The organism is Acinetobacter sp. YH01008 (assembly GCF_013420435.1).
GTDB classification, from domain to species: Bacteria; Pseudomonadota; Gammaproteobacteria; order Pseudomonadales; family Moraxellaceae; genus Acinetobacter; species Acinetobacter pseudolwoffii.
On sequence record NZ_VOYD01000025.1, the window covers coordinates 1 to 16138 of the forward strand.

Annotated in this window: 15 protein-coding genes and 1 pseudogene; 7 read left to right on the forward strand and 9 right to left on the reverse strand. The window is 44.3% G+C overall.

Annotated features, from left to right (window positions below; translation table 11 throughout):
- The 3 genes and pseudogenes from FTT75_RS12350 to rimI all read left to right on the forward strand — a co-directional run.
- A pseudogene (locus FTT75_RS12350) lies at positions 1-125 on the forward strand (elongation factor Tu); the annotation flags it as partial.
- Between the two features lie 197 nt (positions 126-322).
- Complete coding sequence (locus tag FTT75_RS12355) at positions 323-1207, forward strand: metal-dependent hydrolase (RefSeq protein WP_180186529.1); 885 nt, start codon at positions 323-325, stop codon at positions 1205-1207.
- A 102-nt stretch (positions 1208-1309) separates the two neighbouring features.
- Positions 1310-1768 (forward strand): ribosomal protein S18-alanine N-acetyltransferase, encoded by a 459-nt coding sequence (gene rimI / locus FTT75_RS12360; RefSeq protein WP_005096020.1) that lies wholly within the window; start codon positions 1310-1312, stop codon positions 1766-1768.
- Positions 1769-1780: 12 nt separating this feature from the next.
- On the opposite strand, the gene FTT75_RS12365 is transcribed toward rimI, so the two are convergent.
- The 3 genes from FTT75_RS12365 to trxB form a co-directional block, all read right to left on the reverse strand.
- The gene (locus FTT75_RS12365; RefSeq protein WP_005096022.1) at positions 1781-2596 is read right to left on the reverse strand and encodes an arginyltransferase; all 816 of its coding nucleotides are present in this window, start codon (positions 2594-2596) and stop codon (positions 1781-1783) included.
- Between the two features lie 21 nt (positions 2597-2617).
- Positions 2618-3349 carry a leucyl/phenylalanyl-tRNA--protein transferase gene (gene aat, locus FTT75_RS12370; RefSeq protein ID WP_180000118.1) on the reverse strand — a complete coding sequence of 244 codons (732 nt, stop codon included), beginning with the start codon at positions 3347-3349 and terminating at the stop codon, positions 2618-2620.
- Between the two features lie 92 nt (positions 3350-3441).
- Positions 3442-4404, reverse strand: coding sequence for a thioredoxin-disulfide reductase (gene trxB, locus FTT75_RS12375; protein WP_005172342.1), 963 nt, complete (start codon positions 4402-4404; stop codon positions 3442-3444).
- A gap of 250 nt (positions 4405-4654) precedes the next feature.
- Between trxB and FTT75_RS12380 the strand changes: the two genes are divergently transcribed.
- Entirely contained in the window at positions 4655-7708 is a 3054-nt protein-coding gene (locus FTT75_RS12380; protein WP_159516752.1) for a DNA translocase FtsK, read from the forward strand.
- Between the two features lie 64 nt (positions 7709-7772).
- On the opposite strand, the gene FTT75_RS12385 is transcribed toward FTT75_RS12380, so the two are convergent.
- The 6 genes from FTT75_RS12385 to FTT75_RS12410 all read right to left on the reverse strand — a co-directional run bounded on the left by FTT75_RS12385 (position 7773) and on the right by FTT75_RS12410 (position 12366).
- Positions 7773-8060: a PA4642 family protein gene (locus FTT75_RS12385; protein WP_005096030.1), complete on the reverse strand. Its 288-nt coding sequence runs from the start codon at positions 8058-8060 to the stop codon at positions 7773-7775.
- 272 nt (positions 8061-8332) lie between these two features.
- Complete coding sequence (minE, locus tag FTT75_RS12390) at positions 8333-8605, reverse strand: cell division topological specificity factor MinE (protein WP_005096032.1); 273 nt, start codon at positions 8603-8605, stop codon at positions 8333-8335.
- A gap of 2 nt (positions 8606-8607) precedes the next feature.
- Positions 8608-9420 carry a septum site-determining protein MinD gene (gene minD / locus FTT75_RS12395; RefSeq protein ID WP_005096033.1) on the reverse strand — a complete coding sequence of 271 codons (813 nt, stop codon included), beginning with the start codon at positions 9418-9420 and terminating at the stop codon, positions 8608-8610.
- A gap of 66 nt (positions 9421-9486) precedes the next feature.
- Complete coding sequence (gene minC / locus FTT75_RS12400; RefSeq protein WP_005096035.1) at positions 9487-10197, reverse strand: septum site-determining protein MinC; 711 nt, start codon at positions 10195-10197, stop codon at positions 9487-9489.
- 159 nt (positions 10198-10356) lie between these two features.
- On the reverse strand, positions 10357-11421 hold the full coding sequence (locus FTT75_RS12405) for a preprotein translocase subunit SecA (RefSeq protein ID WP_180186531.1): 1065 nt from the start codon (positions 11419-11421) through the stop codon (positions 10357-10359).
- 18 nt (positions 11422-11439) lie between these two features.
- Complete coding sequence (locus FTT75_RS12410; RefSeq protein ID WP_005096040.1) at positions 11440-12366, reverse strand: acyltransferase; 927 nt, start codon at positions 12364-12366, stop codon at positions 11440-11442.
- 253 nt (positions 12367-12619) lie between these two features.
- Between FTT75_RS12410 and FTT75_RS12415 the strand changes: the two genes are divergently transcribed.
- From FTT75_RS12415 to dut, 3 genes are all read left to right on the forward strand, one after another.
- Positions 12620-13273 carry an OmpA family protein gene (locus tag FTT75_RS12415; protein ID WP_074384135.1) on the forward strand — a complete coding sequence of 218 codons (654 nt, stop codon included), beginning with the start codon at positions 12620-12622 and terminating at the stop codon, positions 13271-13273.
- Between the two features lie 137 nt (positions 13274-13410).
- The gene (locus FTT75_RS12420; protein WP_005096042.1) at positions 13411-15450 is read left to right on the forward strand and encodes a UvrD-helicase domain-containing protein; all 2040 of its coding nucleotides are present in this window, start codon (positions 13411-13413) and stop codon (positions 15448-15450) included.
- Between the two features lie 47 nt (positions 15451-15497).
- Positions 15498-15950, forward strand: coding sequence for a dUTP diphosphatase (dut, locus tag FTT75_RS12425; RefSeq protein ID WP_005172331.1), 453 nt, complete (start codon positions 15498-15500; stop codon positions 15948-15950).
- The last annotated feature ends 188 nt before the right edge of the window (positions 15951-16138 follow it).

Consider the following 16138-nt stretch of genomic DNA (forward strand, 5'->3'; position numbering starts at 1 on the left):
GTGACAACGTTGAGATGTCAGTAGAGCTAATCCACCCAATCGCAATGGACCCAGGTCTACGTTTTGCGATCCGTGAAGGCGGTCGTACAGTGGGTGCTGGTGTAGTTGCTAAAGTAACTGCATAATCGCTGATTGTTTAAAAAAAGCGCCTCTTTGAGGCGTTTTTTTTTGTCTGGATTTTTGTCAGACAATCACTCATGAGTGTCCTTAACTGATAGTGTGATGACCTAAACTGCACTTATTTATACGATAAAAATCAATAAAACTAGGCTCAATAAAACAAATAATAGATTCAGGCAGCTGTGCTTGAAAGGAGCCTACAATGAACGTAAAAGTAAAAATTTCAGAGCGTGCTGGTGCAAGCTTTCCTGTTCGTCGTATGAATTTTGATTTCGATCATGTCCCGGAATACTGGATGCATGGATCAGCCGGTTTAACGCATTTTATGACCGCTTTATCTGCACTGTTTCCGGCAGGTGAAAAGTTCTTTATCGATAGCGTTCGGGCCGTACGTCAGCATTCAGCGATCAAAGATAATGCAGAATTGCAAAAAGAAATTTCTGCCTTTATTGGTCAAGAAGCTATGCACACGCATGAACATGTCGGTTTTAATGCCTCCGCACAGCGCTATGGACATGATGTCGAGACACTGGATCATTATACCGATCAGGTGATTCAGACCACGCGTAAAGTCATGGCCAAACTGCTGAAGCCAGTTGGCATTAGCCAAGAAATGGTGGATTTGACTGCAACCACAGCACTGGAACATTTTACCGCGACCATCGCAACGCAGTTGTTAAGTAACACTCATATCCAGGAACTGATGACTGATAAAACCATGAAAAATATGTGGATGTGGCATGCGATTGAAGAAAATGAACATAAAGCGGTGGCCTATGATGTGTTTGAAGCTGTCTTTGGTAAAGGTTTAAAAGCCTATGCGCTACGGACCTCATCTTTGGTCATTTTGATGGCAACCTTAGCTGTTGTACAAAGCTATTTTCTGGCCCGTTTACTCAAGCAGGACAATCAATTGAATTTGGAATCGCTGAAATCGATATATACCTACGCGTATAGCCCATCAAAAGGGGTAATTACGGGCATGGGTCGTGAAATGTTAATGTACTTTAAACCTGGCTTTCATCCAAATGATCATGATACACATGGCCTGTTAACAGTCTGGAAAGCCAAACTCGGACTTGAATAGGATTGAAAATTAAAGAGCGATTGAAATTGCTCTTTTTTTTACTCGATTTTTTGGATGAAGTTTCTATAATGCGGAAGTTAATTCTATATAAGATGAACGAAGATGATTCGTTTAATGCAAGCAGCGGATGTAGCAGCCGTTGCAAAGATTGAAAAATCTGTTCAATCACATCCCTGGACTTTAAAACAGTTTGAAGATGCAGTGACTGCTTATCAAAGTACCGTGATCGAGCAGCAAGGGCAGGTGCTGGGATTTTGTATTTTACAACCGGTGCTGGATGAAGCCAATTTACTGCTTATGGCAATTGATCCGGCTCAGCAAGGTCAGGGCTTGGGTTATCAATTATTGGATGCCTCAGTCGCCATGCTGAAAAATAATCCGGTGCAGATTTTCCTGGAAGTGCGCGAAACTAATATTGCTGCCATCAAGCTTTATGAAAAGTCAGGCTTTCATCAGATTGATTTACGCAAAAATTATTATCCGGGTTCAAACGGAACACGCGAACATGCCATCATTATGGTCAAGGCATGTACGGATGACTTTGCTAGCCTGTTCAAATAGAAACTGACGACCTTATTTAATAATCTGGTGATTCCATCCGCTGGGTAAGGTCGTCATCAATGAGTTTCCCAGGTGCTGAATCTCCAGCTCACTCAGCGCACGGTTTAAACGTCGCCATTGGCCATCAATCAAGAGTTCTAGAGGCAGATACTGAGATTTATAATTCATCTTGTTGGAGTGTGGCACCCAATAACCGAGGTAGATGAATTGCAAGCCAAGTTTTTGCGCATGTTCAATCTGCTTCAAGATTGCAAATGCACCGAGAGAGCGGCGATTTTCATCTGGATCGAAGAAGGTATATACAGCCGAGATGCCATCATCTAGCAAGTCGCAGGTGGAAACACTGATCAAGCGATCATCCAGCCATAATTCTAAAAAGAAGCTATCCGTACAACTTTGCAATAAAAACTTTTCGAACTGATCGCGACTCGGGGGGAACATGTCCCCATCTGCGTGGCGTTCATTGATATAGCGTTCATACAGCGCATAATGCGTATCACCGGCCTGCTCTGGACTGGTAATTTTCACCCGAAGATCCTGATTGCGTTTCCAGGCTTTTTTTTGTGAACTGTTCATGGAAAATTCAGCCACTGGTACGCGTGAAGATAAGCATTGACGACACAGATGACATTCCGGACGATAAACAAAATCGCCACTGCGCCGGAAACCGGTGCGCGACAGTTCTGACAGGGTCAGTACATCAATGCGATGCGCAGGATCCAGAAAAACCATACGTGCCGACTTATTGGGCAAGTAGCTGCAATCGTGCGGCGGCGTAATATAATACTGTAAATCGTTCAGTAGGGACTTTGGCTGATAAGAGTTCATAACAAGTACCCTCTGTTATTTTCATTCACTGAGTCGCGCGTTTTGCGCTATTGTTTTACTTGAAAATACACCCTCTTGATACTTTTTCCAATCGATAGCAGGCTGTTTTACAACATCTTGTAACGAATTAAGATAGTCTTGGCGAGAAAGTGTACAGGCGCCGAGGCTTAAAAGATGGTCATTGACCAACTGGCAGTCAATCCAGGGCAGCTTATTTTCCTGCCCAATCAGCATTAAAGTATAAAAAGCCATTTTAGAAACATCGGTCTGCGTACTAAACATGGACTCACCAAAACAACCCTGTCCAATCGTTACACCATAAAGCCCACCTACAATGCGATTTTCATCCCAGATCTCAATACTATAGCCATATCCGGCATCGAACATGTCGCAGTATCCTGCGATAATATCTTCACTGATCCAGGTATCTTCTGCATAAGCACGCGGCAATGAGCAGGAACGAATCACCCTTTCAAAAGCATGATTGACCGTGATTTGATAATCCCATTTTTTCATATTGCGGATCAGGGATTTACTTGGATGATAATCATGGGGCCGAATAATGCAGCGCGGTTCCGGACTCCACCAGCAAATAGGTTCTCCCTCAGAAAACCAGGGAAATAAGCCATGGGTATAGGCTTCAAAAAGTGTGGAAGGGGAGAGGTCAGCACCAATACAAATCAGTCCTTCGCCTTCAGGGTCAACCTGCATCGGGTCAGGGAAGATAAATTGTGAGGGAGAAAGTAGATGCATGGCAAACCTGAAATAAAACTATAGATGAATCATAAGCTAATTCTAGCAATAAAAAAGCCGCCCATAATGGACGGCATTTTTATTCTTGCTGCTTAGTCTAGTTTGCCCATCGCATCAAGATATTTTTCTGCATCGAGTGCAGCCATACAGCCTGAACCCGCAGAAGTAATGGCCTGACGGTAAATGCTGTCAGCAATATCGCCCGCAGCAAATACGCCCGGTACCGAAGTTTGGGTTGCATTACCCGCAGTACCACTTTGCACCTGAATATAACCGTCGCGCAGCTGCAACTGACCGTCAAACATTGAACTGTTTGGCTTATGGCCAATGGCAACAAACATACCCGTTACATCGACGTTTTGAGTAGAGTCATCCTGGGTCGACTTGATACGTACTGAGGTCACACCAGATTGTGCATCCCCTAAAACTTCATCGACCTGATGGTTCCAGATAATGCTGATCTTGCCTTCTTTTTCTTTGGCAAATAAATGATCTTGCAAGATTTTTTCAGAACGTAATGAATCACGGCGATGAACCAGAGTCACATGCGAAGCGATATTGGATAAGTATAAGGCTTCTTCAACAGCGGTGTTACCACCACCCACAACCATGACTTTCTGGTTTTTGTAGAAGAAACCATCACAAGTGGCGCAAGCGCTGACGCCTTGACCCATAAAGGCAGCTTCAGATTCAAGACCTAAATATTGAGCTGTTGCACCGGTACAGATGATTAAAGCATCACAGGTAAATTCGTCCATATCGCCTTTCAATACGAAAGGGCGCTGGTTTAGATCTACTTCATTGATATGGTCATACACGATTTCAGTGCCAAAGCGCTCTGCATGCGCCTGCATACGCTCCATCAATGCTGGACCGGTTAAGCCTTCAGGATCACCAGGCCAGTTATCCACGTCCGTGGTCGTGGTCAATTGGCCGCCCAGTTGCAAACCGGCAATGAGGGTTGGTTTTAGGTTTGCACGCGCTGCATAGACTGCTGCGCTGTAGCCTGCGGGGCCAGAACCTAAAATAATCAGTCGTGAGTGACGTGCGCTCATCAGCTGTATCCTTTTTTATTTAGAAATTTATTGAATTATACGTGAAACTGTATAACAGTGGGGTGAGATTAAAGTCGATATTATTGATCATTGAAATCGATTTGGGCTATATATAATAAGTACACAGTGTGCTTGCACAATAGTGCATCTTTTTTCACAGAACAGGTGCATAATATGCCTTTTATTGCGTCGCTTTTTTCAAGCATTGAAGCAAAAGAATATTCATGAAGAATTGGTTACAGGACAGTATATGACAGCGGTGTCGAGTGCCTATGCACAGCGCTTAGTAATGACATTATTTTTAGTCTCATTTGGGATTTATCTGTTTCTTGCAACAGTGACCTATACGCCATTTGATCCGGGATGGATGCATATCTCTAGTGATACGCAGACCGTTTCGAATGCCAGTGGGGTTGCGGGTGCCTGGATTGCAGACCTTTTGTTTGGCTTTCTCGGTTGGGCAAGCCTGCTGATTCCTGTCTATCTGTTTATGGAAGCGGTTCAGGTCTGGTGGCCACGTAGCTTCCTGAACCGGCCATTCCGCTATGCTGCGCAATTCTTCCTGTTATTGACCACGTCAGCACTGCTGTTTTTATTCTGGCAAGTGCCTGCCGATACGCTGGATAATTCTTCCGGCGGTATCATTGGCTATGAATTAGGCCAGAGTTTAGAACAGTTGCTGACGGTATATGGTGCTGCATTCTTCCTGTTGGTATTTTGGGTGATGTTATTTACACTGGCCTTTGGGGTGAAGTGGAACAAGACCTGGAGCAGTCTCAAAGCAACACCGGCTTATTTACAGGATCTGTTCTATCGCAATATCCCTGAAGGTATGTCCGATTTTGACCGGACTGCGCCTGTGATTAAAAAAGAGCCAGTGAATGCTGCGAAGAAAATGGTCGCAGTAACCCCTGCACCTGAGCATGAACTGGTAGACATCGATCCGGTAGTGCGTGATCAGGTTGCTGAACGCTTATTTGATGATTTTGCTGATAAAGAATCGCAGCAGCCACAGTTACATGACGATATTCCTGAGGCTGTACAGCAGGCTCCTGAGCCAGTCGAGACATTGAAGCAAGCACCGCAAGTGCCGCAACAGCCAGACCGCGTCGTGGCAACAGGCGAAGTATGGCGTGCCTTACATTCCAGTGAAGATCAGCGCCATAAACAGGATATTGATGCATTACTTAAAGCTGCCGAAGAAGAGCAGCATAGTGCTCCAGCCTCACACTTGGCGGTTTCTCAAGCTGCGCCGTCTCAACATGTTCAAGCCAGAACAGCGCCTGCTACGCATACTGGGCTGGACTGGGATGATGATGAAATCTTTGATGAACTTCTGGCTGCCGTTCCACAAGGAAAAACGGCGACAGATGTGCATAGTCCATTTAATGCTGCGCCTGCTGCAAAACCCCAGAGCTTTGCCGAAGAAGTTACAAGCGCGGCGCCGGTTCTGGCATCTGTCGCAACAGCACATGTAGTCAAAAATAGTGCATTGCAAGCCGATCTGGATGACCTGGGTGATTTGCTGATTGAAGAGGATGAGCCAAAACAAACTATACGTGCCTCTAGCTATGCGCAATCTTCTGCTTTTGTACAGGCCCCGATTCAGCATCAAGTTATAGCACAACCGGTATCTGATTCTTCTGCAACTCATGCCGCAGTACGCGAGGCTTTATCTAAAGAAGAATTTGTAGAAGCCTGGCAAGAAACGGCTGGCAAACCACAAGATGAAGACGAGTTTGATTTTGATGCACCTTTAACTGATGCTTCAGGCCGTCCGATGTCACGTGCGATGCAGGTGGCTGAGCGCCGTAAAGATCTATCGCCTCTTCCGGGTCTCGACCTGCTGGATGAAGTCGATCCGAATAAAAAAGTGAATTTCACTGAAGAGCAATTGTCGCGTTTATCTGAACTGCTTGAAATCAAACTGCAGGAATTCAATGTCAAAGCCAAGGTGGTTGAAGCACAGCCGGGCCCAGTGGTGACACGTTTTGAATTGGATCTGGCGCCGGGTGTGAAGGCCTCTAAAGTCACTAATATTTCCCGAGATTTGGCACGCTCGATGTCGATGGCATCGGTACGTGTGGTTGAAGTGATTCCCGGTAAACCGTATATCGGGATTGAAGTGCCGAACAGCAGCCGTGAAATGGTACGTTTGATCGAGCTTCTGACCATTCCAGCCTTCACTGATCCGAACAGTATTCTTTCCATGGCAATGGGTAAGGATATTTCCGGTAATCCGGTAATTGCTGACTTGGGCAAGGCACCGCATATGCTGGTGGCGGGTACCACGGGTTCAGGTAAATCGGTGGCAGTCAACTCGATGATTCTATCGATGTTGCTCAAATACAGCCCTGAACAGTTGCGTTTGATTCTGATCGATCCAAAGCAGCTGGAACTGGCCAACTATAATGATATTCCACATTTATTGACGCCTGTCGTCACCGATATGAAAGATGCAGTCAACGCATTAAATTGGTGTGTCAATGAAATGGAACGTCGCTATAAACTGATGTCTTTCCTGAAAATTCGTAAACTCAGTGACTATAACCGCAAGGTCGAAGAAGCGATTGCCAATGGTGAAGATCTGATCGATCCAACCTGGAAGGCCAGTGATTCAGTGGTGGGTGAGCGTGCACCGCGTTTAACGCCGTTGCCTTCGATTGTGATTGTCGCGGATGAATTTGCTGACATGATCATGCAGGTCGGTAAAAAAGCTGAAGAAATGATTACGCGTCTGGCACAAAAATCCCGTGCGGCCGGTATTCACTTGCTGCTTGCCACTCAGCGTCCATCGGTGGATGTGATCACCGGTTTAATCAAAGCCAATATTCCGACCCGTGTGGCACTGCGTGTCAACTCAAAAATTGACTCACGTACTATTCTGGATGCAGGCGGTGCAGAAGACTTGCTCGGTCATGGTGATATGCTCTTCCTGGGGCCTGGTAAAATTGAGCCTGAGCGTGTGCATGGCGCCTTTATTGCCGATGATGAAGTGAACCGGATTTGTGATGCATGGCGTGAACGTGGTGCGCCCAATTATGTCGATGAAATCCTGACGCCGTATGATGAGGAACCATCAAGTCGCGGTTTTGAAGAGGGTGGAGAGGGTGGCCCAGATCGAGATGCACTGTATGATCAGTGCGTAGCATTTGTACTCGAAACCCGTAAGGCTTCAACGTCTTCGCTACAGCGTAAATTTAGTCTGGGGTATAACCGTGCTGCGCGGATCATTGACCAGATGGAAGAGAACGGTATTGTCAGTGGCATGGGTGCCAATGGTAAACGCGAGATTCTGGTTTAAGTTTCTCTATGCTGAACCATAAAAAAGCCTGCAATTGCAGGCTTTTTTAATACGGTAGCTAAAATCAGGCAAACTTCGCCAATACCGCCAAGAACTCGGCACTTTGACGCGGGAAGGTGGCAATCACGTCATGAATGCGTTGCCCTTCAGGATTGGTTGCATTGACATCACGGCCATCAGCGACAAATTTCGTCAACAGGCGTTCATAATCAAATGGACGCATATGCTTGAAAGCATGATAAAGCACATGAAAGTCAGCATTTACACCTGCAGGAGGAAGCTGATTCAGGTAGGCAAATACACGCTCATCTGACCATTCTTCGTTAAAGGTCGCTGGTTGAGATAATGCCATCGCAATTTCCTTAATCTAATGTAGTTTTTTCGGCATGAAAAAAGGCAAAATTTGTATGAGCAAGAGACAGTGTCTTTTGAGCTGACTCTGTCGACTAGAAACATTGTTTCTAGTCTTGGGATTGAGTAAATCCTTAAAAGCCGTGCTTTAATTTACTGATCCAGTCCACTCAAAGCATAGCTTCTCGTCTTGCGGCCGGGTAAAGCCGTGCTTTACTAATCCGGCCTCATATTTTGCCTTGAATCAATTTGCTTGACCAATCAAAAATCAGATTATCGTTCTTCAGGTAAATTGATATTCATCTCAAGCATTTCAATATTGGCTTCAGAACGTACCGACATTTGAATATGCTGCTCATCGACACCACGTACATAGCGATTGACCACTTGCATGATTTCTGTCTTCATCTGATCAATTTTGTCCTGGCTCAAGCGACGACCCAAGCCTTGTTCGGAAGCAACGATAACCTTCAAACGGTCTTTAGCAGTCCGTGCGCTTGATGGTTTATCCTCGCCACTAAAAAGTTTACTCCAGAATCCTGCCATGTCTACGCTCCAAATAGTCGTGCTAACCAGCCCTTAGGTTTTACCTCGATATGACGGTAAGGACGTTCTTCGCCAAGGAAACGTGCCACGAGGTCGTCATAAGCCTGACCTGCTGCAGCCTCAGTAAAAAGAATCACCGGCTTACCTTCGTTCGATGCCTGTAAAACACTTGGACACTCAGGAATAACGCCCAAGGTCGGTACACGTAAAATATCTTTAGAAATATCGTCAATCGTCAGCATTTCCTGTTTATCGGCACGTTCCGGGTTGAAACGGGTAATACACAGATGCTTACGAATGCGACCTTCGTTTTGTTCTACTTTTTTAGTTTTACTGTCAAGCATGCCAATGATACGGTCAGAGTCACGTACTGATGAAATCTCAGGATTGGTGACAATGATGGCTTCATCAGCATGGTACATGGCCAAAATAGCACCACGTTCAATACCGGCAGGTGAATCACAGATAATGTAATCAAATTCCTGCGAAAGTTCATCCATTACACGAGCAACACCTTCATCTGTTAAGGCATCTTTATCACGTGTTTGTGATGCAGGCAAAATATATAAATTTTCAATATCTTTATCGCGAATCAGTGCTTGCTGTAATCGTGCTTCGTTATTTAAAACATTCACAAAATCATAAACTACACGGCGTTCACAGCCCATAATCAAATCAAGGTTACGTAAACCTACATCGAAATCGATCACAACAGTTTTGTGACCGCGTAGGGCTAAACCTGTTGCAAAAGATGCACTTGTTGTAGTTTTACCTACACCGCCTTTGCCTGACGTTACGACAACAATTTTCGCCACCGAATCCACTCCTGTTATGGTTCAAATCCCCTGTTTAAAATGGGGTTTTTGGTATTTATTTATACATTAAAATTGTAGAGCTTCAAATACAAGCTCTTGTTGATCATTCAAGTAAATATGCACTGATTTCTTAACGACATGCGGGGGAATATCATCCGCTACGCAATAGGTTCCCGCAATCGAGATCAGTTCTGCTTCAAGGCTGTGACAGAAAATACGGGCTGCCGTATTCCCCCCGACACCTGCAATGACACGACCACGTGCGCTGCCATACACATGGATATTGCCTGAAGCAATCAGTTCTGAACCACTGTTGATGCCGGCATTGATAATAATGTCGCCATTATGCTGCACAATACATTGGCCCGTCCGCAGAATTTCATCATGATATGAGGTCACATGCGCAACGATCGGGGCAGCAGCTGCCTGATCATCACTTGTCGCTGCTTCTGGCTTAACTTCTACCACCTGTTCTTTCGTGGCTTTCACTTCTTCTAACTGGCGATCGGGTGGCAGAACCGGGAACTGAATGGAACGCGCCTGATCACCCAGTAAACCCTCAGTCACGGCCATTGGCTGTACATCTAAGTCGATTAACAGCTGAATCAGGGCAATCAGTTCCTGTTCAACTGAACTTTCAATGACGGCCAAAGTGCCAGATGGGAATGCAGCTTGTAATTTTGGGCTAAGTTGCTGGCGGATGGCATCATGATCATTGGTATCTAAGCTAATGCGTATTGCATTGACCATTCTGCCTTTTATCCGTATATCAGCCATAATTCTTCCTTAAATACTTCTGACTTGCTGGTTTTATGTCGAAGCAATGTTGTAAATAGTGCAAATCCTAGAACAAATTGGCGTAATTCTCTAGCGATCTCAGTTATTTTTTTATGCCAACAGAACCGGATGATTTTATCTGGTTCTGCACTTTAAATGTTATCTATCTATTGAGCGCTGATTTTGCTCATGTTCTTCTAAAATCTGTTGCCACTGTTTGACTTTCACCTGTTTTTGGATCGCTTCAAGTGTTTCAAAAACAGCCGATTCGACCAACTTATCAATATGTGGATTATGTTCAATCTGAATCTGGCTGATTTTATCTGAAATTAGGGTAAAAGTCGGATTTTCTTTTTTACCGCTATGAGTAAAGGGATCAATCAGACCTTGGGTGATATTTTCCCCTAGACGTTGGCCAATACTTTGAATTTGTTGTTCAATCCGGCTACCGACAAGTGGAATTAATCGCAATAACTGGGTCAGTTCCGGGGTGTCTTCAATGGCTTGACTGACCACTTGCCCGACATTTTTAGCAATCATGGAACGTTGTGCCTGCAACTCTTTACCCAAAGATTCCTGCAAGATGTCTGCCAAGGCAACTGCCAGTAATTTACGATGATGTTCTACCAAATCATCAATCAATTTTTTATGTGATGTACTGGTGCTGAGTTCACGCTTAATACCGTCCAGTACAGTCAGCACCACACGGCTGGAAAGTTCTTCCATGAGCATGTTGTAATAAAAATTGCCTTGACGATACCAGCGCTCGGGAATGACTTTATAACCGTGACTATGCAAGTTATAGCCAATCGCGACCGCACGTAACAGACGCAGAAAGCGCAGTTGTGGAATAATGGAGAGAATTTCATACCAATGTACGAATGGAAAAAACCACCAGCGCCGATGATGGCGCTGAACAATGGCAATGCCCCAACGTGCCAGTAATTCACAGATCAGGAAGGTGGTAAACCAGACCTCAGTAATGACCACCCAAGGGCGTAAATCACTTTTATAAAACTGCAAGATTTCCGGTAAACGAATGAAGTCAAACAACCATTGACCAAAATCGCTCATTAAAATGGCATTGGCACTGAGACAAAATAGATTAATGATGATTAAGACCATCATAAAAATGTCGTAAATCAGTGCAACTTTCCAGCCCCAGGTGCCTTTACGAATAAACTTAAATGAGCTAGAGGTGATGTCGGGATTGTCGTTCTTCATAGTTACTCAGGCAAAAAATCAGACAGCGCTTTGGTCAAAGTTCTGCTGCATTTGCGCTATTAGTTGATCTTTTTCAGTCCAGATTTGATCAATCCATTTCTGGAAACGTGCACGGTATTCAGCATCATCTTCATAATTGCCGCCGAGTACCCAGTCAGGAATCTCAATTTTTCTTAAATTTACCGCAATTCGTGGCACTTCACCTAACCAAAATTCACCATAACCCGGAATACCGTCCGGATAAACGATGGTCATATCGACCAGCGCATCAATTTTATCGCCGAGAATACTCAGCGCCAAAGCCAGACCACCGGCCTTAGGTTTAAGTAAGTATTTGTAAGGAGACTGCTGCTGATCATGTTTGTCTTGGGTAAAACGCGTGCCTTCCAGATAATTTAACAGGGTAAAGGGCTGACTGATCAGCTGCTCACAGGCTTTACGTGCTTCTTCCATATCGCGGTATTTTAGCGCAGGATTTTTAGCAATCTGTTCCTTGCTATGCCGTTTCATCATCGGAAAACCTAAAATTTTAAAGGCTTGACCGACAAAAGGAATAAAAATAAGTTCCCATTTTGTAAAAAAACGCGTCAGCGGCATACGGGTCAAGCCGAAGTACTGATTGACGGTGGTATCGACCCAGCTTTGATGATTACAGGTCATCAAATAACGGCCCTGCATATTTAAATCAAGTGATTCATCTACTGTTATTTGCCATTCGGTATTGTTGAGCACATTGTCAATCAGCCAATTATTGACGCCTAACCAGCTGTTGGTAATCTTGATATTGGTTTCATCAACTTTTGCAGATTTTTTAAAAAACTTGGTAAAACCCAGTGCCAGAACCGGAGGGCCATGAAAAAAAGTACTGCCTGTCATCACTGAGGTGACAGCCAAGCCACGTGTAAGTTTTTTTAAAGTTGCTTGTTTATTGCTATTCGATGACATATCAAAACAGTCCCCAGAGATTAATCGCTTAAATTTTTTCATATTTTGAATAATATAATGAGAGTGAGGCAAATAAAAAAGCCTAAAGGCCTAACTATGAAGATATTGTGATGAAGTCCATTGTTTTAGTTACATATAAACATTACAAAATATTGCGAAACGATTTATTATTAACAAAAATTCAATGGTTATCCCGTTCAATTTAAATCATTATTTCGCTTATACAACAAAGCATACAATAAGGAGTCATGCGATGCGTGCACTAGTAATTTCAGCAGCTGTAGCAGGGGCCGTAGCACTTACAGGTTGTCAATCAACTGGTAATAACCTCGGTGGTGTGGAATATGATAAAGCTGCTTTAGGTACTTTAATTGGTGCTGCAGCAGGTTACGGTGTTTCTAAGAGTAATGCGAATACCAGCCGTCAAAACAACCGTGCAGCAGCGATTGGTGCTGTTGTTGGTGGTGCAGCAGGTGTTTATCTTGATAACAAAGAGAAAAAATTACGTCAAGCAACAGCCGGAACTGGCGTAGATGTTAACCGTAATGCAGATGGTTCGATTAACCTTGTAATGCCAGGTAGCATTACATTTGATACCAACAAATCGAACATCAAACCAAACTTCTATGGCACTTTGAATAAAGTGGCTCAAGTATTAACCGAAGATAACCAGAGCGGTATTTTGGTCACTGGCTATACAGACAGTACCGGTAATGACTCAATCAACATCCCGTTGTCTCAAGCACGTGCTAACTCTGTAGCAACTTATTTATCAGGTCAAGGTGTTTCACGTACACGTATTAATGCTCAAGGTTTAGGTTCAGCCAACCCGATCGCAGACAATACAACTGCGGCGGGTAAAGAACAAAACCGTCGTGTAGAAATCGCGGTATATGCTGTTCAATAATCTTTAAACGCATATAAAAAAACCACCTTCGGGTGGTTTTTTTATATCTGGACATTGACCTGATTAATCGTATTTTAAATTAGGCAACTGAGGCAGAGATGACTATAATCGGAGCCGAATCTAGAAGAGGAAGCCATATGTCACTCGCCAGTCAGTTAAATGACAAGCAACTTGAAGCCATGAAATACACTCAAGGACCCTTGTTAGTACTTGCAGGAGCGGGTTCAGGCAAGACTTCAGTGATCACGCGAAAAATCGCATATCTTGTCAAGCATTGCGGGATTCCTGCGCATCGTATTACTGCAATGACCTTTACCAACAAAGCGGCACGTGAGATGAAAGAGCGTGTCAGCAAATTGTTAACCCGTGAAGAAAGTAAAGGCGTTTCAGTTTCGACTTTCCATACCTTTGGCCTGAATATGCTGCGTCTGGAGCTGAAACATACCCCCCTTAAAAATAATTTTTCGATTCTGGATGCTGACGACTGCAAACGTATTCTGATGGATTTGATGCATCGTGATAATTTATCCGGTGCAGAAAGCAAAGAACTGATTGCCAAAGCCATGAAAATGATCTCGGACTGGAAAAATGATCTGATTCCACCCGAGCAGGCGCATACCACTTGTGAAACTGCCGAAGATGTCCAGTTTGCGCATTTATATCAGCTCTATGAACGTAATCTGCGTGCCTATAATGCGGTAGATTTTGATGACCTGATTGTGATGCCGACGCGCTTGTTGCAGGAAAATGCAGAAGTCCGTGACAAATGGCAAAACCGGGTTCGTTATCTGCTGGTCGATGAATATCAGGACACCAACACTGCACAGTATATTCTGGTGAAATTGCTGGTTGGCGTGATGGGGCAGTTCACTGCTGTAGGCGACGATGACCAGTCCATCTATGCCTGGCGTGGCGCCAAACCGGAAAATATGGCCTTGCTGCAACAAGATTTCCCGAATTTAAAAGTGATTAAATTGGAACAGAACTATCGTTCGACCAGTCGTATTCTTAAAGCAGCCAACACCGTGATTGGCAATAACCCGCATATTTTTGATAAAAAACTCTGGTCAGACAAAGGCCATGGTGAAGTGATCCGGGTGATTACTTGCCGTAATGATGATGATGAAGCAGAACGCGTGGTCAAAGACCTGATCACGCATAAATTGATGAATGGGAAAAGCTGGAAAGATTATGCGGTATTATATCGCGGCAATTTTCAGGCGCGTATTTTAGAAACCCATCTCCGTCAGATGCAGATTCCGTATAAATTGTCTGGCGGTCAATCTTTTTTCGCGCGTGCCGAAATCAAGGACATGATGAGTTATTTACGCCTGATCATTAACCCTGAAGATGACAGCGCTTTCCTACGGATTATCAATACGCCAAAACGTGCCATTGGGCCGGTGACACTGGAAAAACTGGGTCTCTTTGCTCAGGAAAATAACCTGTCACTGCTGGCTGCGGCAGCGGATCAGCGTTTGACCATGGCGATTCCGAAAAAGGCCACCACACAGTTGGCAGAGTTTGCCGACTTCATTGAGGGCTTTACCCGCAATTTACTTGATGATGATGAACCGGTACCGATCATCCGTCAGATGATGATTGAAGCAGGTTATATCGATTACATCAAGGAAACTGCAGCCACGCCGGCACAGGAAAAAACCAAGCTCGACAATATTGAAGTGCTTTACAGCAGCATCCAAAGCCTGATTAACCGCGCTGAAGATGTCGATGAAAAAAATATTGAAAGCGTGATTCGTAAAATGGTGCTGCTGGATATGCTGGAGCAGCAACAGGAAGAAGAAGATACTGACAAAGTCAACTTGTTAACCTTACATGCTTCTAAGGGGCTTGAGTTCCCTTATGTCTATCTGATCGGGCTGGAAGAAGAAATTCTGCCGCATAAGAACTCGATTGCTGCGGAGACGGTTGAAGAGGAACGTCGCCTGATGTATGTCGGGATTACCCGTGCACGTCAGGGTCTGACCATTACCTTGGCCGAACAGCGCAAGGCTGGCGGACAGATGAAGCAAATGACTCCAAGCCGTTTTCTGGATGAATTACCGGAAGATGAACTGGAATGGTTAGGTCGCAAGAAAAAGCTGGCGGGTAATATCGATCCGAAATTACAGGCGCAGCATTATCTGGATAATTTGCGCAATCTTATCAAACGATAAACTTCAACGCTTATACATATTTTAAATGCAACAACAGGAATGAACACATGAAAGTTCAGGTGAAAGTCCTTGACTCGCGTCTCGGTCAGGAATGGCCATTACCGACTTATGCCACCACAGGTTCAGCAGGGTTGGACTTGCGTGCCTGCGTCCATGAAACGACAGTGATTGAACCGGGTCAAACCGTTTTAGTGAAAACAGGCTTGGCGATTTATATCGAAGATCCTGCTTTTGCAGGTCTGATCTTGCCACGTTCAGGTTTAGGTCATAAGCACGGGATTGTGCTGGGTAATCTGGTAGGTCTTATCGATTCAGATTATCAGGGTGAATTGATGGTATCGGTCTGGAACCGGAGTCAGACTGCTTTCAGTCTGGAGCCGGGTGAACGTTTGGCGCAATATGTGCTGGTGCCGGTAGTACAAGCTGAATTTGATCTGGTCAGTGAATTTGAAGCCACTGAGCGTGGTGCTGGTGGCTTTGGCCATACCGGTAAAAACTAAAGAGAAGATGACCTGCAAACAATGAATGGATGTAGGTCATTTCTTAAATACAACAAAGTAAATCCTAAACATAATGTGACGCTTAAAATGGAGTTAAAAATAAAAATTTATTTTCTATATAAATAGAGTTATTCAAAATTGAAATTTATATCTTTATTTTAATTTTAGCCGGGGAAATTAAAAATAAA

What these genes read in the sequence shown, in the direction of transcription:
- FTT75_RS12420 (WP_005096042.1), top strand. Translation starts at nt 13,411, where the DNA reads ATGTCACTCGCCAGTCAGTTAAATGACAAGCAACTTGAAGCCATGAAA.
- trxB (WP_005172342.1), bottom strand. Translation starts at nt 4,404, where the DNA reads ATGAGCGCACGTCACTCACGACTGATTATTTTAGGTTCTGGCCCCGCA.
- minC (WP_005096035.1), bottom strand. Translation starts at nt 10,197, where the DNA reads ATGGCTGATATACGGATAAAAGGCAGAATGGTCAATGCAATACGCATT.
- FTT75_RS12385 (WP_005096030.1), bottom strand. Translation starts at nt 8,060, where the DNA reads ATGGCATTATCTCAACCAGCGACCTTTAACGAAGAATGGTCAGATGAG.
- rimI (WP_005096020.1), top strand. Translation starts at nt 1,310, where the DNA reads ATGATTCGTTTAATGCAAGCAGCGGATGTAGCAGCCGTTGCAAAGATT.
- FTT75_RS12380 (WP_159516752.1), top strand. Translation starts at nt 4,655, where the DNA reads ATGACAGCGGTGTCGAGTGCCTATGCACAGCGCTTAGTAATGACATTA.
- minE (WP_005096032.1), bottom strand. Translation starts at nt 8,605, where the DNA reads ATGGCAGGATTCTGGAGTAAACTTTTTAGTGGCGAGGATAAACCATCA.
- FTT75_RS12355 (WP_180186529.1), top strand. Translation starts at nt 323, where the DNA reads ATGAACGTAAAAGTAAAAATTTCAGAGCGTGCTGGTGCAAGCTTTCCT.
- FTT75_RS12405 (WP_180186531.1), bottom strand. Translation starts at nt 11,421, where the DNA reads ATGAAGAACGACAATCCCGACATCACCTCTAGCTCATTTAAGTTTATT.
- dut (WP_005172331.1), top strand. Translation starts at nt 15,498, where the DNA reads ATGAAAGTTCAGGTGAAAGTCCTTGACTCGCGTCTCGGTCAGGAATGG.
- FTT75_RS12365 (WP_005096022.1), bottom strand. Translation starts at nt 2,596, where the DNA reads ATGAACTCTTATCAGCCAAAGTCCCTACTGAACGATTTACAGTATTAT.
- aat (WP_180000118.1), bottom strand. Translation starts at nt 3,349, where the DNA reads ATGCATCTACTTTCTCCCTCACAATTTATCTTCCCTGACCCGATGCAG.
- FTT75_RS12410 (WP_005096040.1), bottom strand. Translation starts at nt 12,366, where the DNA reads ATGTCATCGAATAGCAATAAACAAGCAACTTTAAAAAAACTTACACGT.
- FTT75_RS12415 (WP_074384135.1), top strand. Translation starts at nt 12,620, where the DNA reads ATGCGTGCACTAGTAATTTCAGCAGCTGTAGCAGGGGCCGTAGCACTT.